This is a genomic window from Staphylococcus sp. ZWU0021, from assembly GCF_000798895.1.
In the GTDB taxonomy this organism is placed as follows: domain Bacteria; phylum Bacillota; class Bacilli; order Staphylococcales; family Staphylococcaceae; genus Staphylococcus; species Staphylococcus saprophyticus.
This window is the reverse complement of sequence record NZ_JTLN01000005.1, coordinates 276,282-300,382: the sequence shown is the minus strand read 5'-3', so window position 1 is coordinate 300,382 and position 24,101 is coordinate 276,282. Positions and strand designations below refer to the sequence as shown.

General features: G+C 34.0%; 20 protein-coding genes and 1 tRNA gene. 18 read left to right on the top strand and 3 right to left on the bottom strand.

The window, feature by feature from the left end:
* Positions 1–39: 39 nt before the first annotated feature.
* The 17 genes from hpf to L987_RS02055 all read left to right on the top strand — a co-directional run bounded on the left by hpf (position 40) and on the right by L987_RS02055 (position 21,909).
* A complete protein-coding gene (gene hpf, locus L987_RS02135) occupies positions 40–612 on the top strand; it encodes a ribosome hibernation-promoting factor, HPF/YfiA family (RefSeq protein WP_037538957.1) in 573 nt (190 codons plus the stop codon).
* A 301-nt stretch (positions 613–913) separates the two neighbouring features.
* A complete protein-coding gene (gene secA / locus L987_RS02130; RefSeq protein WP_047502705.1) occupies positions 914–3,445 on the top strand; it encodes a preprotein translocase subunit SecA in 2,532 nt (843 codons plus the stop codon).
* 212 nt (positions 3,446–3,657) lie between these two features.
* Positions 3,658–4,780, top strand: a protein-coding gene (prfB, locus tag L987_RS02125; protein ID WP_128424809.1) for a peptide chain release factor 2 whose coding sequence is annotated in 2 segments (ribosomal slippage) — positions 3,658–3,729 and positions 3,731–4,780 — 1,122 coding nt in all. Because the reading frame shifts where the segments join, the coding sequence is not laid out codon by codon here.
* A gap of 374 nt (positions 4,781–5,154) precedes the next feature.
* Positions 5,155–6,108 (top strand): COG3942 and LysM peptidoglycan-binding domain-containing protein, encoded by a 954-nt coding sequence (locus L987_RS02120; RefSeq protein ID WP_011303629.1) that lies wholly within the window; start codon positions 5,155–5,157, stop codon positions 6,106–6,108.
* Positions 6,109–6,501: 393 nt separating this feature from the next.
* Complete coding sequence (locus L987_RS02115; RefSeq protein ID WP_002483903.1) at positions 6,502–7,143, top strand: YfbR-like 5'-deoxynucleotidase; 642 nt, start codon at positions 6,502–6,504, stop codon at positions 7,141–7,143.
* A gap of 5 nt (positions 7,144–7,148) precedes the next feature.
* The gene (locus tag L987_RS02110; RefSeq protein WP_041784833.1) at positions 7,149–7,379 is read left to right on the top strand and encodes a CsbA family protein; all 231 of its coding nucleotides are present in this window, start codon (positions 7,149–7,151) and stop codon (positions 7,377–7,379) included.
* Positions 7,380–7,711: 332 nt separating this feature from the next.
* On the top strand, positions 7,712–9,694 hold the full coding sequence (gene uvrB / locus L987_RS02105; RefSeq protein WP_011303628.1) for an excinuclease ABC subunit UvrB: 1,983 nt from the start codon (positions 7,712–7,714) through the stop codon (positions 9,692–9,694).
* A gap of 5 nt (positions 9,695–9,699) precedes the next feature.
* Positions 9,700–12,537 carry an excinuclease ABC subunit UvrA gene (gene uvrA / locus L987_RS02100; RefSeq protein ID WP_047502700.1) on the top strand — a complete coding sequence of 946 codons (2,838 nt, stop codon included), beginning with the start codon at positions 9,700–9,702 and terminating at the stop codon, positions 12,535–12,537.
* A 303-nt stretch (positions 12,538–12,840) separates the two neighbouring features.
* Positions 12,841–13,782: an HPr(Ser) kinase/phosphatase gene (gene hprK, locus L987_RS02095; protein WP_047502697.1), complete on the top strand. Its 942-nt coding sequence runs from the start codon at positions 12,841–12,843 to the stop codon at positions 13,780–13,782.
* On the top strand, positions 13,779–14,615 hold the full coding sequence (gene lgt, locus L987_RS02090) for a prolipoprotein diacylglyceryl transferase (protein WP_002483898.1): 837 nt from the start codon (positions 13,779–13,781) through the stop codon (positions 14,613–14,615). Before hprK ends, lgt begins: the two co-directional genes overlap by 4 nt.
* A 9-nt stretch (positions 14,616–14,624) precedes the next feature.
* Entirely contained in the window at positions 14,625–15,101 is a 477-nt protein-coding gene (locus tag L987_RS02085; protein ID WP_011303624.1) for an acyltransferase, read from the top strand.
* 25 nt (positions 15,102–15,126) lie between these two features.
* Complete coding sequence (locus L987_RS02080) at positions 15,127–16,563, top strand: tetratricopeptide repeat protein (RefSeq protein WP_047502694.1); 1,437 nt, start codon at positions 15,127–15,129, stop codon at positions 16,561–16,563.
* A gap of 65 nt (positions 16,564–16,628) precedes the next feature.
* Complete coding sequence (gene trxB / locus L987_RS02075) at positions 16,629–17,573, top strand: thioredoxin-disulfide reductase (RefSeq protein WP_047502690.1); 945 nt, start codon at positions 16,629–16,631, stop codon at positions 17,571–17,573.
* 345 nt (positions 17,574–17,918) lie between these two features.
* Positions 17,919–18,845: an RNase adapter RapZ gene (gene rapZ, locus L987_RS02070; protein ID WP_011303622.1), complete on the top strand. Its 927-nt coding sequence runs from the start codon at positions 17,919–17,921 to the stop codon at positions 18,843–18,845.
* Positions 18,832–19,842, top strand: a complete 1,011-nt coding sequence (locus tag L987_RS02065) for a gluconeogenesis factor YvcK family protein (RefSeq protein WP_011303621.1) — start codon at positions 18,832–18,834, stop codon at positions 19,840–19,842. Before rapZ ends, L987_RS02065 begins: the two co-directional genes overlap by 14 nt.
* 38 nt (positions 19,843–19,880) lie before the next feature.
* Positions 19,881–20,825: a DNA-binding protein WhiA gene (gene whiA / locus L987_RS02060; RefSeq protein WP_047502688.1), complete on the top strand. Its 945-nt coding sequence runs from the start codon at positions 19,881–19,883 to the stop codon at positions 20,823–20,825.
* Between the two features lie 238 nt (positions 20,826–21,063).
* The gene (locus L987_RS02055) at positions 21,064–21,909 is read left to right on the top strand and encodes a YitT family protein (RefSeq protein ID WP_047502685.1); all 846 of its coding nucleotides are present in this window, start codon (positions 21,064–21,066) and stop codon (positions 21,907–21,909) included.
* Between the two features lie 116 nt (positions 21,910–22,025).
* Here the strand turns inward: L987_RS02055 and L987_RS02050 are convergent, their stop codons facing one another.
* The gene (locus L987_RS02050) at positions 22,026–22,532 is read right to left on the bottom strand and encodes an Ltp family lipoprotein (RefSeq protein ID WP_231558559.1); all 507 of its coding nucleotides are present in this window, start codon (positions 22,530–22,532) and stop codon (positions 22,026–22,028) included.
* A 471-nt stretch (positions 22,533–23,003) separates the two neighbouring features.
* Positions 23,004–23,075 (bottom strand) — tRNA-Arg (locus L987_RS02045).
* A 153-nt stretch (positions 23,076–23,228) separates the two neighbouring features.
* On the opposite strand from L987_RS02045, the gene clpP reads away from it, so the two are divergent.
* The gene (gene clpP / locus L987_RS02040; RefSeq protein WP_002483889.1) at positions 23,229–23,813 is read left to right on the top strand and encodes an ATP-dependent Clp endopeptidase proteolytic subunit ClpP; all 585 of its coding nucleotides are present in this window, start codon (positions 23,229–23,231) and stop codon (positions 23,811–23,813) included.
* Positions 23,814–23,879: 66 nt separating this feature from the next.
* Here clpP and L987_RS02035 read toward each other — a convergent pair whose 3' ends face one another.
* Positions 23,880–24,083, bottom strand: coding sequence for a hypothetical protein (locus L987_RS02035; RefSeq protein WP_002483888.1), 204 nt, complete (start codon positions 24,081–24,083; stop codon positions 23,880–23,882).
* Positions 24,084–24,101: the final 18 nt, after the last annotated feature.

The window sequence follows — 24,101 nt, the reverse complement described above, 5'->3', positions numbered from 1 at the left end:
AATATTACCAATATAGAGGTTTTAAAGGAGTCGATGATTATGATCAGATTTGAAATTCACGGAGAGAACCTCACTATTACTGATGCGATTCGCAACTATATTGAGGAGAAAATTGGTAAATTAGAGCGTTATTTTAATGATGTGCCAAATGCAACAGCACACGTTAAAGTGAAAACGTATCAAAACTCAGCTACTAAAATCGAAGTAACAATTCCATTGAAAAATGTTACATTAAGAGCTGAAGAACGTAACGATGATTTGTATGCAGGTATTGATTTAATTAATAACAAACTTGAAAGACAAGTTAGAAAATACAAAACACGTGTAAATCGTAGAAATAGAAATCGTGGTGAGCAAGAAGCATTTGCTTCACTACCAGAAGAAAAAGAAGCAGTTGAAATTCAAAATGATGAAAATGAAGCGGATAATGAAATCGAAATTATTCGTGCAAAAAATTTCAGTTTGAAACCAATGGATTCTGAAGAAGCAGTGCTTCAAATGGATTTATTAGGACATGATTTCTTCATCTTTACGGATCGTGAAACAGACGGTACTAGTATTGTATATAAAAGAAAAGATGGAAAATATGGTTTGATTGAAACAACTGAATAAGACGTTTAATGTAAGGTAAGTAGCATTTATACTATAGCGTTCACGATGATGTTAAATCGTGGACGCTTAATTTTTGCTATGTTACTATGTAATAATTTGAAAGTGATATAGCTATTTGTGTATATTTTTATTGAACAAGATTATAATCAATTATTTTAAAATAAATAGAAATGTAAGTGAACAAGAAATATAATTTCAATGTAAGACACTTTAGACAAGTCAATAAGTGTAAATTTAAGCTTATAGATGATATCATAAATTGTTGTAAGCGAAGAGTTAAAAAGCTAAAGGAGCGAACAGAATGGGTTTTTTATCAAAAATTGCAGATGGCAATAAAAAAGAAATAAAACGCCTTGGTAAATTAGCCGACAAGGTCCTTGCACTTGAAGAGGATATGTCGATATTAACTGATGAAGAAATTAAAGCCAAAACAAGCGCATTCCAAGAAAAATTACAGAGCGAAGAAGATATAAAAAAACAAAACAAAATATTGGATGATATTTTACCAGAAGCATTTGCATTAGTAAGAGAAGGGTCAAAACGTGTGTTTAATATGATTCCTTACAAAGTGCAAGTTATGGGTGGTATCGCGATTCATGGTGGCGATATTTCCGAAATGAGAACAGGTGAAGGTAAAACGTTGACAGCGACAATGCCCGTATATTTAAATGCGTTAACTGGTCGCGGTGTACATGTCATAACAGTCAATGAATATTTATCAAGTGTTCAGAGTCAAGAAATGGCTGAACTGTATGAATTTTTAGGACTTTCTGTAGGTTTAAATTTAAATAGTAAAACAACTACTGAAAAACGTGAAGCATATGCGTGTGATATTACGTATTGTACAAATAATGAATTAGGTTTCGATTACTTGCGTGACAACATGGTAAATTATGCAGAAGAACGTGTAATGAGACCATTAAACTTTGCGATTATCGATGAGGTTGATTCCATCTTAATTGATGAAGCACGTACACCTTTAATTATTTCTGGTGAAGCAGAGAAATCGACATCACTTTATACACAAGCAAATGTGTTTGCAAAAATGCTTAAGAGTGAAGATGATTATAATTATGACGAAAAAACAAAAGCGGTACAATTAACTGAACAAGGTATCGATAAAGCAGAACGCATGTTTAAAATTGATAATTTATATGATGTAAATAATGTAGATGTTATCAGTCATATCAATACGGCACTACGTGCGCACGTGACATTACAAAGAGATGTTGACTACATGGTTAATAACGGTGAAGTTCTTATTGTAGACCAATTTACGGGTCGTACAATGCCTGGACGTCGTTTCTCTGAAGGCTTGCACCAAGCGATTGAAGCTAAAGAGGGCGTGAAAATTCAAAATGAATCTAAAACAATGGCCTCAATCACATTCCAAAACTATTTCAGAATGTATAATAAGTTATCTGGTATGACAGGTACTGCGAAGACCGAAGAAGAAGAGTTTAGAAACATTTATAATATGACGGTTACACAAATTCCTACGAACAAACCAGTGCAACGTGTTGATAAACCAGACTTAATTTATATTAGCCAAAAAGGTAAATTTGATGCAGTTGTTCAAGACGTTATTGAAAAACATAAAGCTGGCCAACCGGTATTACTTGGTACAGTTGCAGTTGAAACCAGTGAATACATTTCAAATTTATTGAAGAAAAATGGTGTGCGTCATGATGTTTTAAATGCTAAAAACCATGAACGTGAAGCCGATATTGTTGCAGGTGCTGGTCAACGAGGCGCAGTAACTATAGCTACCAACATGGCTGGTCGTGGTACGGATATCAAACTAGGTGATGGTGTTCAAGAACTTGGTGGTTTAGCTGTTATCGGCACAGAACGTCATGAATCACGTCGTATTGATGATCAATTACGTGGTCGTTCAGGACGTCAAGGTGATAAAGGGGACAGTCGTTTCTACTTATCACTTCAAGATGAACTGATGGTGCGCTTTGGTTCAGAACGTTTGCAAAACATGATGAACCGTTTAGGTATGGATGATTCTACGCCAATTGAATCTAAAATGGTTTCACGTGCGGTTGAATCTGCGCAAAAACGTGTTGAAGGTAATAACTTCGACGCACGTAAACGTGTACTTGAATACGATGATGTTTTACGTAAACAACGTGAAATTATTTATGGTGAACGTAATAGTATCATCGATAGTGATGAAAGTGGTGGTTTAGTTAATGACATGCTACGCTCAACACTTGAAAGAAGCATGAACTACTATGTAAATGAAGAAGCGGACGATCCAGATTATGAACCATTCATTAACTATGTAGACGATGTATTCTTAAATGAAGGCGATATAAAAGTTGAAGATATTAAAGGTAAAGACAACGAGGATATCTTCGAATTCGTTTGGAATAAAGTTGAAATTGCATTAAAATACCAAAAAGAAAAAATTGGAACACAATTTGATGAATTTGAACGAATGATTTTACTTCGTTCTATAGATACGCATTGGACAGATCATATTGATACGATGGATCAATTAAGACAAGGTATTCATCTGCGTTCTTATGGTCAACAAAATCCTTTACGCGATTATCAAAATGAAGGTCATCAACTTTTCGATACGATGATGCAAAATATCGAAGAAGATGTTAGTAAGTATATCTTGAAATCGGTTGTTTCAGTAGAAGATGATCTTGAAAGAGATAAAACAACAGACTTTGGTAAAGCAGAGCACGTTTCAGCCGAAGATGGTAAAGAAAAAGCTAAAGCAGAACCTTATGTGAAAGATGAACATATTGGTAGAAATGACCCTTGCCCTTGTGGAAGTGGGAAAAAATATAAAAACTGTCACGGTGCATAGTTCATAGTGACAGGTTATAAAACCGGAAGTTTTGATGAGCAGTCATTAACTTTCGGTTTTATTTTGTAATTAAGTTTGGTTAGGTATTTATTTGAATTAGATAAAGTTGTAATTAAACCACAAACTTCTGTAGAATAGAGTTATTAACTTCAAATAAATGAAATACGTTATAGTTTATTATTTCATTCAAATAATCATAGGAGAGATGCATGATGGAATTGTCAGAGATAAAACGTAATATAGATGCGTATAATGAAAAACTAGAACAACTTAGGGGGTCTCTTTGACTTAGAAGCAAAAGAGACGAACATACAAGAATATGAAGAAATGATGACCGATTCAACATTTTGGGATAACCAAGAAAAGGCTCAGGACGTTATTGATAAGAATAATGCTTTAAAATCAGTAGTGAATGCATATAGAACATTAGAGTCTGAACTTGAAGATATGGATACTACGAGAGCTTTGTTACTCGAAGAAGATGATGAAACGATGAAGCAAGATTTAGAGCAAAGCGTTCAAGATTTTAAAAATGAATTAGATCAGTTCGAGTTACAATTATTACTTGATGGGCCTTATGACGCGAATAATGCCATCATGGAATTACATCCAGGTGCAGGCGGTACAGAGTCACAGGATTGGACGAATATGCTCTTGAGAATGTATCAACGTTATTGTGAGCAGAAAGGATTCAATGTCGAAATTGCGGACTATTTACCTGGTGACGAAGCAGGTGTTAAAAGTGTGACGCTGATCGTTAAGGGACATAACGCATATGGTTATTTAAAAGCTGAAAAAGGCGTGCATCGTCTTGTGCGTATTTCACCTTTCGATTCATCTGGTCGAAGACATACATCATTTGCATCATGTGATGTTATACCTCAATTCAATAATACTGAGATTGAAATTGATATTAATCCAGATGATATCACAGTCGATACGTTTAGAGCTTCTGGTGCTGGTGGGCAACACATTAACAAAACTGAATCAGCGATTAGAATTACACACCATCCAACAGGGATCGTAGTAAATAACCAAAACGAACGTTCACAAATCAAAAACAGAGAAGCAGCAATGAAAACATTGAAATCTAAACTATATCAATTAAAAATTGAAGAGCAAGAACAAGAAATGGCAGAAATTCGTGGTGAGCAAAAAGAAATCGGCTGGGGTAGTCAAATTAGATCTTACGTATTCCATCCTTATGCTATGGTTAAAGATCACCGTACAAACGAAGAAACGGGTAAAGTAGATGCTGTTATGGATGGCGACATTGGTCCATTTATTGAAGCATTCTTACGCAGTCAAATGGATCAACATGAAAATGAAGGTTAAGTAGCCATTAAACAGCTATTTTAATGAAACATAATATAAGAAAGATATATTTAAATATGTAGAGTCAGCGCGCAATCTTATTAAAAGTTCAGATTGTGATCTGGCTCTTTTTGTTTGATAAAGGATAGATAAATATTTAATTAAATATGTAAAATGCAATCTTTAATATTACGAGTAAGTTTTGAAATCTATCATCTCAAACATGTTAAATACTTTAATGGCAAGGTTTGTGGCGTATTTATCGACTTGTAATATAGGTGTTTGAAATATAAAGTTGACTGTTATGTTACAAAACCATAACAATAGAAAATCTTTGTTTTTATTATGCTATAGTATGTTTGATTAAAATTAAGACAGTAAAGGATGAAAACTTAATGAAGAAAGGTTTAACATTTTCTATCACCTCGGCAGCCTTGTTTTTTGGTATGAATCATGTTGCATCAGCAGACCAAATACACACAGTAAAAGAAGATGCTAAATTGACAGATATAGCACAAACATTTGCAACTACTACGACAGAAATACAAAATTTAAATCACTTACAGAATAGAGACTATGTTCAAGTTGGGGAAACCATCGTATTACCGGATTCTGACATTGTAGAAGTTAAGGATGGAGATACGATTAAAGCAATTGCTGAAAGACATCAAATGACAATGAACCAATTGTATCAATTGAATCCAAATTTAGGTGAAGTCATTTACCCAGGTCAATTAGTTGCGGTATCAGAAAAAGGTTCAGCGCATCTTAATAACCAATTACAGCAAATATTTAACAGTCATGAAGCAGTTCAACCAACAGCACAAATAAATGATGACGAACGCAATAAAGCAGAAAACAATACTATACGTAATGTGCGTACGTCAGGGAATATCACGCCAAGTGCAACGCAAACATGGCAGAACAATGATTATTCCGCTTCGGATAGACAGCAAGTTTCGAATACAACTGCAAATGAACAGGTAACTTCAAATTATCAGTATAGCCCAGTGTCACACGCTTCTAACGGTAGTAACTATTATGATTGGGGTCAATGTACATATTATGCTTTTGATCGTCGACAACAATTAGGGAAATCAGTTGGAAACTTATGGGGAAATGCGAATAATTGGGCTTCAGCAGCACAGCAAAGTGGCTATCAAGTGAACAACACGCCTGAAGTAGGTGCTATATTCCAAAGTACTGCAGGCAACTATGGTCATGTAGGTGTTGTTGAAAGTAAAAATGCAGATGGTTCAATTGTTGTATCTGAAATGAATTGGCAAGGTGTAGGTCAAAAATCATATAGAACAATCCATAACACAGGCCAATATAATTATATTCACTAAAAAAAATCTATCCTTCTGTGAAGAAAAATGATTTGATTTGAAGTGACGTTATCGAAATAAGAGTTCGGGATATGAGGAAATATCTCGAACTTTTAATGTATAGATAACAAGCAGAGTAGCTTAAACAAACGATTATAGCAGTATTTCAAGCTGCATCGTTTTTGATGCGTCATCAATCACCAACGCCATAGAAACAAATCCAATATTTTTGTACTACGCCCAGACTATACCTAAATCATTGATAACTATACCGTTGAAATATAACCTATTTTTATTATATGAGTTAAATTAAATGATTATTATTTTTCAATGATATTGATAAGACATTTAACGCGTTGAATGATATTATAAAATCAAGAATAATCATTTTTTAATAAACTAGGAGGCGATGTCATGGGTGTACATCAATATTTTAAACGTTTATCTGATTTGGAAAAATTAATTAGATTGCCGGGTAAATTTAAATATTTTGAGCATAACGTCGCTGCTCATTCATTCAAAGTGACAAAAATCGCTCAATATTTAGGTACTGTAGAGGAATATCATGGTAATGAAGTCGATTGGAAAAGTTTATATGAGAAAGCATTAAATCATGATTTTGCCGAAATATTTACTGGCGATATTAAGACACCGGTGAAATATGCAAGTGGAGAATTGAAAAAATTATTTTCTCAAGTAGAAGAAGAAATGGTAGACCATTTTATAAATGAGGAAATTCCAGAGCCATATCAAGCTATTTATCGTGAGCGATTACAAGAAGGTAAAGATGATTCCTTAGAAGGACAATTGTTGTCGGTTGCTGATAAAATTGACTTATTATATGAAACTTTCGGAGAAATACAAAAACGTAATCCAGAACAGTTATTTTTTGAAATTTATGAAATGTCACTAGAGACAATCATGCAATTTGATCATCTTAGCTCAGTTCAAGATTTTATCGAGAATATCATCCCAGAGATGCTAACAGAGAAATTCATACCAAGATCTGAATTGCGTGAAACAACAATGGCAATTTTAAATAATAGGAATGGGTGAATTCCATGATTTGGTATATATTGGCATCCTTTTTCCCATGTGTTTTTGTTATATTATTCAGTGTGCTAACAAGAAGCAAATGGGTAGGTACAATATTGACTTTAATTTTAATAGGTGTATCAGTTGAAAAGGGGTTCTTTCATAATGAATGGATCATTTTCATAGATGTCGTTTCATTATTAGCGGGGTATCTTATCATCGACCAATTAGAGTTGCATAAAAAAGATGATGATTGAATAATAAGCATTGAGCAACCTAATTGCTATAATTAAATAAGAGATTTATAATAATATAACTTCAAAAAAAAGAAGTTTTTATGATATAAAATCAAATGGATGCAAACATGGTGACATACTATGTTTGTTTTTTCTTTATAAAAAGAAGTATTAAAACTACGAACAAATGTTTGTTTTTGTATTCATAAATCTGTTAATATATATAACGAGTATAGAACCATTCATCTGAATAAATGATATGTAAAGAATCAATATATGAACGTTTTAAGATAAACAAATTGTAATAGGTTCGAAATAAGAGATATAGACTTAATTAGGAGGCATGTGTCGCCATGGAACATTATCCGTTCAAACTGCATTCTGAATTTGAACCTCAAGGGGATCAGCCAGAAGCAATTCAAAAAATTGTAAATGGTGTTAATGAAGGGAAAAGACACCAAACGCTATTAGGCGCAACTGGTACTGGTAAGACATTTACGATGAGTAATGTAATCAAACAGGTTGGTAAACCAACACTGATTATCGCACATAATAAGACCTTAGCAGGCCAATTATATAGTGAGTTCAAAGAATTTTTTCCTGAAAATAGAGTGGAATACTTTGTAAGTTACTATGACTATTATCAACCAGAAGCCTATGTGCCTTCAACTGACACTTTTATAGAAAAAGACGCTTCAATCAATGATGAGATTGACCAGTTACGACATTCAGCTACCAGTGCGTTGTTTGAGAGAGATGACGTGATTGTGATTGCCAGTGTCAGTTGTATCTACGGTTTGGGTAATCCAGAAGAATACCGTGATTTAGTCGTTAGTATACGTGCTGGCATGGAGATGGATAGAAGTGAATTACTTAAAAAATTAGTGGACGTCCAATATACAAGAAATGATATAGATTTTAGACGCGGTACATTTAGAGTTAGAGGGGATGTCGTTGAGATTTTCCCTGCATCTAGAGAAGAAATGTGTATCCGTGTAGAATTCTTTGGTGATGAGATTGATCGTATTCGTGAAGTGAATTACTTAACTGGAGAAGTATTAAGAGAACGCGATCATTTTGCAATCTTCCCAGCATCTCACTTCGTAACACGTGAAGAAAAAATGAAATCAGCAATTCAAAGAATTGAGAACGAATTAGAAGAACGTTTAGCTGAATTAAATGCAGAAAATAAATTGTTAGAAGCGCAACGTTTAGAGCAACGTACCAATTATGATTTAGAAATGATGAGAGAAATGGGATTCTGTTCGGGTATAGAAAATTATTCCGTTCACTTAACATTACGTCCTATGGGGTCAACACCTTATACATTACTTGATTATTTCGGAGATGACTGGTTAGTCATGATTGATGAGTCGCACGTAACTTTGCCGCAGATTAGAGGTATGTATAATGGTGACCGTGCTCGTAAACAAGTATTAGTTGACCACGGATTCCGTTTGCCGAGTGCACTAGATAATAGACCTTTAAAATTCGAGGAATTCGAAGAAAAAACGAAACAGTTGGTTTATGTTTCAGCCACACCAGGACCATTTGAACTTGAGCATACAGATGAGATGGTTCAACAAATCATACGTCCAACCGGTCTGTTAGATCCTAAGATTGAGGTGCGCCCTACAGAAAATCAAATTGATGATTTACTTGGTGAGATACAGGATCGAATCGATCGAAATGAGCGTGTACTTGTTACAACGTTGACTAAGAAAATGAGTGAAGATTTAACGATATATTTAAAAGAAGCAGGCATCAAAGTAAATTATCTGCATTCTGAAATTAAAACACTCGAACGTATAGAAATCATTAGAGATTTAAGAATGGGTACGTATGATGTCATTGTTGGAATTAACTTGTTAAGAGAGGGTATTGATATACCAGAAGTGTCTCTTGTTGTTATTTTAGATGCTGACAAAGAAGGATTTTTACGTTCTCAAAGATCACTTGTTCAGACAATTGGACGTGCCGCACGTAATAGTCGCGGGGAAGTTATCATGTATGGAGATAAAATTACTGACTCCATGCGCTATGCGTTAGATGAGACGGAACGTCGTCGTACGATACAAGAAGCATATAATGAAAAACATAACATTACGCCTACTACAATTAATAAAAAAATACATGACGTGATTAGTGCTACTGTTGAAAACGATGAAACAAATGAGCAACAACAAACAGAAGTACCGAAGAAAATGACGAAGAAAGAACGCGAAAAAACAATTGCAAATATAGAAAAAGAAATGAAGCAAGCCGCAAAAGATTTAGATTTCGAAAAAGCCACAGAGCTTAGAGATATGCTATTTGAATTAAAAGCAGAAGGGTGACACAAATGAAGCAACCATCCATTGTAGTTAAAGGGGCACGTGCCCACAATTTAAAAAATGTAGATATTGAAATACCAAAAGATAAATTAATAGTTATGACAGGGCTTTCCGGTTCAGGAAAGTCATCACTTGCTTTCGATACAATATATGCAGAAGGTCAACGCAGATATGTTGAATCTCTCAGTGCCTATGCACGACAATTTTTAGGTCAAATGGATAAACCGGATGTCGATACGATTGAAGGTTTATCACCAGCGATTTCAATTGATCAAAAAACAACTAGTAAAAACCCAAGATCTACTGTGGCGACAGTCACAGAAATTTATGATTATATTCGTTTACTATATGCGCGTATCGGTAAACCTTTTTGCCCTAACCATGGTATTGAAATAGAATCACAAACAGTTCAACAAATGGTTGACCAAGTGATGAAATTAGAAGCACGTTCTAAAATTCAAATCTTAGCACCTGTGGTTTCTCATAGAAAGGGCGCTCAAGAAAAACTGATAGACGATATAACAAAAAAAGGTTATGTACGTGTACGTGTTGATGGAGAAATATTAGATGTCAATGAAGTACCAGCCTTAGATAAAAATAAAAATCATACAATTGAGGTAGTAGTTGACCGTCTTGTTGTCAAAGAGGGTATCGAAACGCGTTTAGCTGACTCCATTGAGACGGCGTTACAATTGTCAGAAGGAACGCTCATTGTCGATATCATTGACGGTGAAGAATTGAAGTTCTCAGAAAATCATGCTTGTCCGATTTGTGGTTTTTCAATTGGTGAGTTAGAGCCACGTATGTTTAGTTTTAATAGTCCGTTTGGTGCTTGCCCTACATGTGATGGATTAGGTCAGAAATTAACGGTTGATTTAGAGTTAGTCGTACCAGATACGAGTAAAACCTTAAATGAAGGTGCAATCGTTGCTTGGGAATCATCGAGTTCGGATTTTTATCCTACGATATTAAAACGCGTGTGCGAAGTGTTTAAAATTAACATGGACAAACCATTTAAAAAATTAACTGACAGACAAAAAGATATTATTTTATACGGATCTAAAGGTAAAGAAATAGACTTCACATTTACGCAACGTAACGGCCAATCTCGTAAACGTACGATGGCGTTTGAAGGTGTTATAAATAATATCAGTAGGCGATACCATGATTCTCCTTCTGAATTAGTAAGAGAAATGATGAGTAAGTACATGACTGAGTTACCTTGTGAAACGTGTCATGGTAAACGTTTAAGTCGCGAAGCTTTATCAGTTTATGTAGATGGGAAAAATATTGGTGACGTCGTTGAGCGTTCAATTAAAGACGCATTAGATGCCTATAATCATATTGCGCTTTCAGAACAAGACCAAAAAATTGCCAATCAAATATTGAAAGAAATTAATTCTAGATTAGAATTTTTATATAATGTAGGACTAGAATACTTAACTTTAAATCGTGCATCTGGCTCTTTATCTGGTGGCGAAGCGCAACGTATCCGTCTAGCAACTCAAATTGGTTCTAGACTTTCTGGCGTCTTATATGTATTAGATGAACCATCCATAGGTTTACATCAAAGAGATAACGATAGATTAATTAGCACTTTAAAAGAAATGCGTGATTTAGGTAATACGTTAATCGTTGTTGAACACGATGATGATACCATGCGTGCAGCAGACTATTTAGTGGATGTTGGTCCTGGCGCTGGTGAGCATGGTGGTGAGATTGTTGCAAGTGGTACACCTAAACAAGTTATGAGCAACAAACACTCTTTAACCGGACAATATTTAAGCGGCAAAAAACGCATTGAAGTGCCAGAAGCAAGAAGAGACATTACTGATCGCAAAATTAGTGTTAAAGGTGCGCGTAGTAATAATTTAAAAGGCATTGATGTAGATTTCCCATTATCAACGATGACTGTTGTAACGGGTGTTTCAGGTTCTGGTAAGAGTACTTTAGTTAATGAAGTGCTTTATAAATCTTTAGCGAAACAAATCAATAAATCTAAAGTGAAACCAGGTGAATATGATGAAATTAATGGTATAGATCAATTAGACCGAATTATAGATATTGATCAATCGCCTATTGGACGTACGCCAAGATCAAATCCAGCTACGTATACTGGGGTTTTTGATAATATTAGAGATATATTTGCACAAACAAATGAATCTAAAGTCAGAGGTTATACCAAAGGTCGTTTTAGTTTTAATGTTAAAGGCGGTCGCTGTGAAGCATGTAAAGGCGATGGTATCATTAAAATTGAAATGCACTTTTTACCAGATGTCTACGTACCGTGTGAAGTTTGTGGTGGCACGAGATATAATCGTGAAACGCTTGAAGTAACTTATAAAGGGAAAAATATTGCAGAAATCCTAGCGATGACTGCTGAAGAAGCGACGGCATTTTTCGAAAATGTTCCGAAAATTCATCGTAAGTTAAAAACGTTAGTAGATGTTGGTTTAGGTTATGTTACATTAGGTCAACCTGCGACAACATTATCTGGTGGTGAAGCACAGCGTGTGAAACTTGCATCAGAATTACACAAACGTTCAACAGGACGCTCCATATATATACTAGACGAACCTACAACAGGTTTACATGTGGATGACATCAGTAGATTACTGAAAGTTTTAAACAAGTTAGTTGAGAATGGTGACACCGTGGTTATTATTGAACATAATTTAGATGTCATTAAAATGGCAGACCATATTATTGATTTAGGTCCAGAAGGTGGCGACGGTGGAGGTACTGTTGTTGCAACGGGTACACCTGAACAGATTGCAGAAGTAGAAGCAAGTTATACTGGTAAATATTTAAAACCAGCCTTAGAAAGAGACACGGTAAAACAATAGCAATTGTACCGTATCTATTTTCCAACAGCATAACAAAGCTCTTGCGACACCATGTTACATGCGTGTGAAGCAAGAGCTTTTTTGTGATTGTTAACCTTTGATAACATGTCGCAAACATAAAATGTTAAGTTTATCGTTAATTTTAAAATGAATCAGCTTTTAATAAGAAATATCGTATATTATTTATATAAGGCATATATTAAAATATACTTCGTCTGCACTTTTTAATATAGATTATCAGTTCTTTTTGATATGATATGAACATAGTACAAATGCAGAAGAAAGAATGATAGAGGTGAACGCATGTTAACTACACAGAGTTTAGTAGAACGCTTTAAGCTTGAAGTAATCACAGGTGAAGCGGGTTTAAATAAACAAATTAAAAATACTGATATATCAAGACCGGGTTTAGAAATGGCAGGTTATTTCTCTCATTATGCCTCTGACCGTATTCAATTATTAGGAACTACTGAGTTATCTTTCTATAATTTATTGCCTGATGAAGAACGGAAAGGACGTATGAGAAAATTATGTCGTCCAGAAACACCAGCGATTATAGTGACAAGAGATTTAGAACCTCCGGAAGAACTTATAGAAGCTGCGAAAGAAAACGAAACGCCATTGATCACGTCCACAATTGCCACAACTCAATTGATGAGTCGTTTGACTACCTTTTTAGAGCATGAACTCGCTAGAACGACTTCATTGCATGGTGTGCTTGTTGATGTTTACGGTGTTGGTGTGTTAATCACAGGCGATTCTGGTATAGGTAAAAGTGAAACAGCGCTGGAATTAATCAAACGCGGTCACAGACTTGTAGCTGATGATAATGTTGAAATCAGAGAAATTAGTAAAGATGAATTAACAGGTCGTGCACCTAAATTAATTGAACATTTGTTAGAAATTAGAGGACTAGGCATTATAAATGTTATGACTTTATTTGGTGCCGGTTCAATTCTGACTGAGAAGCGCCTGCGTTTAAATATTCACTTAGAAAATTGGCATAAAGAAAAACTATACGACCGTGTAGGGCTAAACGAAGAAACATTACGTATTTTAGACACAGAAATAACGAAAAAAACCATTCCAGTAAGACCAGGTCGTAACGTGGCGGTGATTATTGAAGTAGCTGCGATGAACTATAGACTGAATATCATGGGTATCAATACAGCAGAAGAATTTAATGACCGTTTAAATGCGGAAATTTTGCGTAATGGTAATCATAGTGAGGGGAATAATCAATGATGACGTTAAGCTATATCGATCCGATTGCGTTTGAATTAGGACCGATTTCGGTACGTTGGTATGGCATTATTATTGCTATGGGCATACTGCTAGGTTACTTTATTGCACAAGCAAGCGTGAAACGTATTGGATTCCATCAAGACACACTCGTCGATATTATATTTTGGAGTGCCATATTTGGTTTTATTGTTGCTAGAATATATTTCGTTATTTTTCAGTGGCCGTATTATGTACAACATCCAATTGAAATCCCAATGATTTGGCAGGGTGGTATTGCCATACATGGTGGTCTTATTGGTGGATTCGTAACGGGTATTATTATTTGTAAACAAAAAAATATTAATCCATTTCAAATTGGTGATGTGATTGCGCCAAGTATGATTTTAGGACAAGGTATTGGAAGATGGGGAAACTTTATGAACCATGAAGCGCATGGGGGCACAGTTTCTAAATCTTTCCTTGAAAACTTACATATTCCTGACTTTATAATTAATAATATGTATATTGATGGAAAATACTATCAACCAACATTCCTTTATGAGTCTATTTGGGATGTGTTAGGATTTGTTATCTTAATTCTATTAAGAAAACACTTACGTATTGGTGATACCTTCTGTCTCTATTTAATTTGGTATTCCATTGGCAGATTCTTTGTAGAAGGCATGCGTACGGATAGTTTAATGCTTGCAGGTGATATCCGAATTGCCCAATTAATGTCCATTATTTTAATCATAATAGGTGTCGTCATAATGATTGTTAGACGTGTTAAATATGATGCGCCACGTTATAAAGCTGTTGGTCCATTATCATGGCCAAGTAAAGAAGTGAAGTGATAGTCATTTATGCGTAATTTAAAGAAACAACAAGTTCAAGGTAAAAATCCTTTATGGCATATGTATCGTTTTGTCAAAGGAATGAAAATGTTTAAACAAACGTTAATTATTGAAGTTTGCCGTTATTTGCCTAATGTGAAATTAAAACATTGGGCATATCGTAAATTATTGAAAATGGATATCGGGGCTCATACAGCATTCGCTTTCAAAGTAGTTCCTGATTTATTGTATCCTGAATACATCACGATTGGTAAAAATTGTGTGATTGGCTATAATTCAACGATTTTAACACATGAATTTTTAGTAGATGCATTTACTACAGGCCCTGTGAAAATTGGGGATCATACCTTGATTGGTGCAAATGTGACCATCCTACCAGGCGTTACCATTGGTAATCATGTTAAGATTGGTGCGGGTTCTATTGTAGCCAAAGATATTCCAGATCATGCATTAGCGTATGGGAATCCCATACAAATAATAAAATAAAGAAACATTTAGGAGGTGACGATGGATGGCGCATAAAGACAATGTAATACCAATGAAATTAGATAGTCAATTTTATAAAAAATTAGGAGATCAAAAATTTCATCAACAAGAATATAAAAAAGCGGCATCTTACTTCGCTAAAGTGCTTGAAATGTCACCTCAGGATTTTGAAACAAAAGTAAAATATTCGGAGTGCTTAGTTAGTTTAGGTATAGGTAGCAAGGCTGAACATCTTTTTTATGAAAGTATTGCACAAGGTGAAGAAGTTGAAGAAAGTTATTTTCAATTAAGCCAGTTAAATATAACGATGAATGAAGCCAATAAAGCATTTTTATTTGGTATTAACTATGTAACAATATCTGGTGATGAGGATTATAAAGAAGAACTTGAAGAAATGTTTGAAGTCTCATATCATACACCTGAAAAAATAGAGATAGAAAGTAAATTATTTGCGATTCAACTTATTTTCCAATATTTATTTTCACAAGGCCGCTTACCAGAGGCTCGAAATTTTATTTTAAATCAAAGTACTGACATTCAAGAACACCGCGTCGTACGTAATTTATTAGCAATGTGTTATTTATATTTAAACGAATACGAAACTGCTAAAGAAATGTTTGAACGTTTATTAAGCGAGGACAACACAGATGTGCATGCATTATGTCATTATACATTGTTGCTATACAACACGAATGATAGTGAAAAATATCATCGCTACTTAAAAATATTAAACAAAGTAATGCCGATGAATGAAGATGAGTCATTTAAATTAGGTATCGTGCTCTGTTATTTAAAACAATATGAAGCTTCGCAAAAGATTCTACAACCACTCTATAGAAGAGGAAAGTTCCTTTCGATTCAAATGTATAATGCACTCAGCTATAATCATTATCATTTAGGCAATCATGAAGAAAGTAAATTCTTTTGGACAAAATTACAAGAAATTTCTAAAGTTGATGTTGGCCATGCACCTTGGGTTATTGAAGAGAGCAAAGCGTATTTTGACCAACAAGTATTGCCGTTATTGTTGAATGATAATAGCCACCATAGATTATATGGCATCTTTTTATTAAACCAATTAAAGGGCCGTGAAGTACTCTTAACCCAAGAAATTTGGGGTGTACTAGAATCTATGAATGATTATGAGAAACTCTATTTGACTTATTTAATTCAAGATTTAAAATTAAACAAATTAGATTTTATTCACAAAGGCATGTTAATGCTTTATGATATTGAGACATTGAAAAATAATGAAGATTTATTTATAGTATGGATTGATCAAGCAGAAGCGATCATTTCGGAAAAAGTTGACCTAGCAAATGTTAGTGATTATGTTGCTGCATTTGTATATATGTATTTTCGTCATTCTGAAATCAAAGTTACAAAGCAACAAGTTTTAGATTGGTTTAAAATTTCATCTTACCGTTTAAATAAGACGATAGATTATTTAGTGAGCATATAAGTTTATAAAATGCAAGAAATCATATATACTTCGCATATTGAATTAGTAAATAGGAGGCAATTAAAATGGCTGAACAAGTGGATTTTGATATTGCAATTATTGGTGCAGGCCCAGCAGGTATGACTGCAGCAGTTTATGCATCTCGCGCAAACTTAAGTACTGTAATGATAGAACGTGGCATGCCTGGTGGACAAATGGCAAATACGGAAGAAGTTGAAAACTTTCCAGGATTTGAAATGGTAACAGGTCCGGACTTATCTACAAAAATGTTTGAACATGCGAAAAAATTTGGTGCACAATATCAATATGGTGACATTAAATCAATCGAAGATAAAGGCGCATATAAAGAAGTGAACCTAGGAAATAAAGTAATCACTGCACATGCAGTTATTATCTCAACAGGTGCAGAATATAAAAAAATTGGTGTGCCAGGTGAACAAGAACTTGGTGGCCGTGGTGTAAGTTATTGTGCAGTTTGTGATGGTGCATTCTTTAAAGGTAAAAAATTATTTGTTATTGGTGGCGGTGATTCAGCCGTTGAGGAAGGCACATTCCTTACAAAATTTGCGGATAGCGTAACCATTGTACACCGTAGAGATGAATTACGTGCGCAAAAAATATTACAAAATCGCGCATTTAAAAATGAAAAAATTGATTTTATCTGGAGCCACACACTAAAAACAATTAACGACAAAGATGGTAAAGTAGGATCAGTCACATTAGAATCAACAAAAGATGGTTCTGAACAAACATTAGATGCGGATGGTGTATTTATTTATATTGGTATGAAACCACTGACAGTACCTTTCCAAGATTTAGGTATTACAAATGAAGTCGGTTATGTCTTAACGAATGAAGATATGAGTACAAGCATTCCTGGTATTTACGCAGCAGGCGATGTACGTGAAAAAGGTTTACGTCAAATCGTTACTGCAACAGGTGATGGTAGTATTGCAGCACAAAGTGCTATCGCATATATTGAACACATCAAAGATACAATAGAAGCATAATCAATCGTGTGATTGTGTTGTATAATAGAATTTAGTTAAAGCTAGAACATGATGCTCAGACATAACTGAAAGCATTGTGCTCTAGCTTTTTACATAAGGATATATATTTATCTATGTTTATAATTGAAGTCTTATGGTTATAGGAGTTAAATTGCAGCCACAGCTAACTTCAATATTAAAGTGATAATGCTACTACCTAAGACCTTTTTCATGTAAAATGAAATATGATAGCATAAGATTGTTAGACTTATTTGAAGTGAAATGAATCACATCACTTTAAAATATGAACTGTTAACAACGAAGTAACATTTTATGATTAAATAAATCAACGAATGGTGTGAAAAGATGCAACCGGATGAAAAAGAAATAGTAAAAAGTGAATTATTAGTCGTTACAGGTTTATCAGGTGCTGGGAAATCTGTAGTCATTCAAAGTCTAGAAGATATCGGTTATTTCTGTGTAGACAACTTACCACCGATACTTTTACCTAAATTTGTAGAATTGATGGGGCAAGGTAATCCATCATTACAAAAAGTTGCAATTGCAATCGATTTAAGAGGGAAAGAATTGTTTAAATCATTAATCCACGAAATGGATTTAATTAAAAGTAACTCTGATGTGATTGTGGATATGATGTTCTTGGAAGCATCTAATGAGCGTTTAATTTCTAGATATAAAGAAACAAGACGTGCGCATCCGTTAAATGGAAATGGACAACGTTCATTGATAGAATCGATAAATGAAGAACGTGAGTTATTAACAGAAATTAAAAGTCTAGCGAACTATACGATTGATACGACGCAAATGAAACCAAAAGAATTGCGTAAACGCATTGGTGACTATTTCAATAAGAGCAATGTACAAACATTTAATATTAATGTAACGAGTTTTGGATTTAAGCATGGTATTCAAATGGATGCAGACTTAGTATTCGATGTGAGATTTTTACCGAATCCACACTATGTTGATGAGTTAAGACCACTCACAGGAGAAGATGAAGCGGTTTATAAATATGTTATGAAATGGAAAGAAACAAATATATTTTATGAAAAATTAATAGATTTATTGAAATTTATGGTACCAGGATATAAAAAAGAAGGTAAATCACAACTGGTTATCGCAATCGGTTGTACTGGTGGTCAACACCGTTCAGTCGCATTAGCCAAACGTATCGGAGCAGAACTTAACGAAAGTTTTGATTACAATGTGTATGTGCATCACAGGGATGCACATGTGGAAAGTGGCGTGAAACATAAAGATGAGAAGAATTAAACTTGTACTAATAGGTGGCGGTACAGGCTTATCCGTTTTAGCTCGAGGCCTTAAAGATTACCCAATAGATATTACGACAATTGTCACAGTTGCCGATGATGGTGGGAGCACAGGAAAAATAAGAAATGAAATGGATATACCTGCACCGGGAGATATAAGAAATGTAATTTCTGCATTAAGTGAAACTGAGTCAACTTTAGAACAACTTTTCCAATATCGTTTTAAAGAAAACCAAGTTGAAGGTCATTCGCTTGGCAATTTACTGATTGCCGCGTTAACGAATATTACGGATGATTTTGGACATGCAGTTAAAGAATTAAGTAAGATTTTAAATATTAGAGGTCGTGTTATTCCGTCTACTAATACAAGTGTGCGTTTAAATGCAGTCATGGAAGACGGAGAAATCGTATATGGCGAGTCTAAGATTCCAAAAAAAAATAAAAAAATCGAACGTGTATTTTTAGAACCTGAAGATGTAAAACCGATGGAAGAAGCAGTTGAAGCGATTGAAGAGGCAGATTTAATTGTTATGGGGCCAGGTTCTTTATATACAAGTGTCATTTCAAATTTATGCGTAAAAGGTATCGCAGATGCATTACTTAAAGTAGATGCCCCTAAATTGTATGTTTCAAATGTAATGACACAGCCAGGTGAAACGAATAATTATTCTGCTGTCGATCATGTCAATGCTATCCATGATCACATGGGTGCGAAATGTATTAACTATGTTATTTGTAGCACGCAAAATTTTCACGGTAATGTATTAGAACGCTATAGAGAAGAAAATGCAGAACCTGTAAAATGCAACACGACAGATATGGAAGCACAGAATATTAAAGTCTTTACACATCCTGATTTAGTAGAAGTGTCTTCAGAAGATTACGTGCGCCATAACACTGAAGTACTTTCAAAAATGATCTATGAAATCGCTATGAGAGAAACGGCGACAATTGAGTTTAATCGAAATAAAGATCATAATAAAGATCATAACGAATAAGCCAGACAATAAACTTATAAGAAGGGACTGATTGAATCATGAGCTTTGCATCAGATATGAAAAATGAACTTACTAGAATTGAAGTAGATGAAGAAAATGCAAAAGCAGAGCTCAGTGCGCTTATTCGAATGAATGGTGCACTCAGTCTATCCAATCAACAGTTTGTTATTAACGTTCAAACCGAAAATGCAACAACAGCAAGACGGATTTATTCGTTAATAAAAAAAGTGTTTAATGTGGAAGTGGAACTACTCGTACGCAAGAAAATGAAATTGAAAAAAAATAATATCTATATTTGTCGTATTAAGGCAAGAGCCAGAGAAATATTAGATGATTTAGGTATTTTAAAAAATGGTGTCTTTACCCATGAAATCGATGAAACTATGATTCATGATGATGAAATGCGTCGCAGTTATTTGAGAGGTGCCTTTCTAGCTGGTGGTTCTGTTAACAATCCAGAAACGTCATCTTATCATTTAGAGGTTTTTTCGTTATATGAAGATCATTCTGAAGGTATCACACAATTAATGAATGCGTATGAATTAAATGCAAAACATCTAGAACGTAAGAAAGGCAGCATTGCTTACTTAAAAGAAGCAGAAAAAATATCCGATTTTTTAAGTTTGATAGGTGGTTATCAAGCACTTTTGAAATTTGAAGACGTTCGTATTGTTCGAGATATGAGAAATTCTGTGAATCGATTGGTTAATTGTGAGACAGCCAATTTAAATAAAACTGTAAGTGCAGCCATGAAACATGTAGAAAGTATACATTTAATTGATAAAGAAATTGGTTTAGACAACCTTCCAGATAGATTGCGTGAGATCGCAAAATTAAGAATTGAGCACCAAGAAGTTTCATTAAAAGAATTAGGTGAAATGATGTCGACGGGAAAAATATCTAAATCTGGTGTGAATCATAGATTAAGAAAGTTAAATGAGATGGCTGATAAATTAAGAGGCGGTGAGCCTATCGAACTATAGCACATAAGATGTATCATCTGTTTTGCATGGTTATCTCTTAATTTGAAAAAGAATTAAGTGTAAATTGAATTTCTTCTAGTCACACATAAAATAAATATGCTAATATAATGAAAAGTATGAATTTCAATTAATGACGCCTCATGGAGGTGTCTTTTTTAATATTTAGGCATTACTTGATGAATATTGAACATTTTATTTATAAACCACAATAATAAAATAGTGAAAAGTGAGGGTATTTATGAAAAATTTAATAAACAAGCATTATAAAAACATTATATTCTGTTTAATTGGTACATTCATAAATGCGATTGGTGTAAACTGTTTTTTACTTGGATCAAATCTAGGTGATGGCGGCACAGTAGGGATATCATTATCTCTTATGTATGCATTCGGTTTATCGCCAGCGTGGACCTCATTTATTATCAATACCGTTGTCGTATTTGTAGGGTGGAAATTTTTAAGTAAAACGGTAGCGGTCTACACCGTTATTTCCAACACTGCGTTGTCTCTATTTTTACATTTAACTGAAAATATTAATCTAGGTGTAGATAATTTTGTTATTAATTCTTTATTTGGGGGCGCTGTGATTGGTATCGGTGCAGGGCTAGTAATTTCTACTGGTAGTACACTGGGTGGTACATCAGTCATTGCGAAAATTGTGAATAAATACTCCGAGATCAAAACGTCACAAGGTATTTTTATACTAGATGCACTTGTTGTTCTTTCATTCTTAATGGTACTACCATTAGAAAATGTGCTGTTTACCATTATTATGTTATTTGTTACGGAACGTGCCACGTCCTTCGTTATCGAAGGTTTCAATCCGAAAAAAGCAGTTACAGTGATTTCAAGCAAAAGTGATTTAATTAGTGATAAAATCAATGCGTTTACCGGTAGAGGGTCAACCATATTAACTGGTAAAGGTGGTTATGGAAAGTCAGAAACACATATGTTGTACGTCGTTGTACCGCAATCACAAGTTACAAGGGTCAAGAAACTGGTAAATGAAGTGGATGAAAATGCATTCCTAGTGATTCACGATGTGCGTGATGTTTTAGGCAGTACCTTTATAAATATGAATTAAGAGGCAAAATAAAAACGATATTTCGGTTTCAATACCGAAATATCGTTTCTTTAATGTTAAGTTTAATTAAGTCCCATCAACAATAATTAAAGTTGAATTAGGGCTTTAGAACTTCACTATTTATCTAATTGATCAATAGTGTATTGCGCTTGTTCTTCGGTGAATCCTTCAATATCTGATGTTAATTGATTGTATATTGCATCGTTTGACATATTCTGTGTATCAGCATAATCTTTAGCTTTTTCGAGAGCATTCTTTTTATAATTCGCTTTTAAATTATCTACTGCATATTGTGCATCTGATTCTTTAAAACCATCAGCTTCAGACATTAATTGATTATAGATGCCATCTTTTGACTTGTGCATAACGTTCGAATAGGTTTTCGCTTTGTTTAATGCAGATTTTTCTTCTCTAGAAGCACTACTGTTGTTTGAATTGTTTGATGAATTATCATTAGTGTCTACGTTGCCTAGGTTTGCAGTACATGCTGAGATGCCTATAATGATAATTACTAACAAAATTAAACAACCGCAACCAGATCCACAACCCCAAAACCAACCTTTACTAATTTTTTTCGATTTTTTGTTGATTTTTATGCGCTTGGTATTCTCTCCACTGCGCATCACTAATTTGCTTGTCTACCAATGTCTCATTTCCCCTTTGTAAAATAATCTAATTTTTACAAGTGTATCAAATGATTGTAAATTTAAAATGAATTTTGTATTACTAATTATCTTTATGTTTATATATTACTCAATGTAAAAAGCGTGAATTTTGTGTATATATTAAGAATTGATTTTTAAGTATCTCATTTAGATAAGGATGTATTTTTAATAATTAAGATAATTTGGTACTTAATATCATAATCAGTGTAGAATATTACATTTCTCAGTGTAATCCATTTTTTATTAATAGAATTTTAAAAAATGAAAAAATCAGATCGAGAATCATTTTTGATGTCTCGGTCTGATTGATTGTACAAGTAGGGGATGACTTAAGTAGGAATATAAAATACATGAGATTGAACTCGTGTGCGCTTTATATTGGTTATCTTCCCTTTTTAATTTGAAAAGTATACTTTTATTACTTATTAGTCCCCTCGAAGGGAATCGAACCCCTATCTTAAGAACCGGAATCTTACGTGTTATCCATTACACTACGAGGGGGTAAAGACGCATTAATATAAGTGTACAAATCTTAACGAAAACGGTCAATAAGAATAATTCAACTTTCATAAAATTTTTGAGCGTTATTTTTTGACCATGTTTGACTTTTAGGTTAAAATAAGTTTATCAGTTAGAAATAAGGAGGCAATATTAATGAATTTAATACCTACAGTAATTGAAACAACAAACCGTGGGGAACGTGCATATGACATTTACTCACGTTTATTAAAAGACCGTATTATAATGTTAGGTTCTCAAATCGATGATAATGTAGCAAACTCTATTGTTTCTCAATTATTATTCTTACAAGCACAAGATGCAGAAAAAGATATCTATCTTTATATCAATTCACCAGGTGGTAGTGTAACTGCTGGTTTCGCTATTTACGATACAATCCAACACATCAAACCAGATGTACAAACAATTTGTATCGGTATGGCTGCATCAATGGGGTCATTCCTACTTGCAGCAGGTGCAAAAGGTAAACGTTTTGCATTACCAAACGCTGAAGTAATGATTCACCAACCATTAGGTGGCGCGCAAGGACAAGCGACTGAAATTGAAATTGCTGCTAATCATATTCTTAAAACACGTGCTAAATTAAACCAAATTTTAGCTGAACGTACTGGTCAATCAATTGAAAAAATTGAGCAAGATACAGATCGTGATAATTTCTTATCAGCTGAAGAAGCTAAAGACTATGGTCTTGTTGACCAAGTTATGGTACCAGAATCGTAAGATTTAATTTCACTAAAAAAAGCCAAGCTACATAATCAGTAGCTTGGCTTTTCTATTTATCTCACATTATGAATTGTTATTAACTTTAAGTCTACGATAGTTGCGCCAAATTAATTTAATGGCTACAAATGTTACACAGATACCACTTATCACCAATATTGATGATATAAATAGCATAGTTAAATTTTGTTCAAAAGCACAGATACCATTAATTAATAATAACAATCCAGCGATAAATAATAAGGCATGTGTTAAACGATCTGTCTTCATGATTCATTTCGCTTCCTA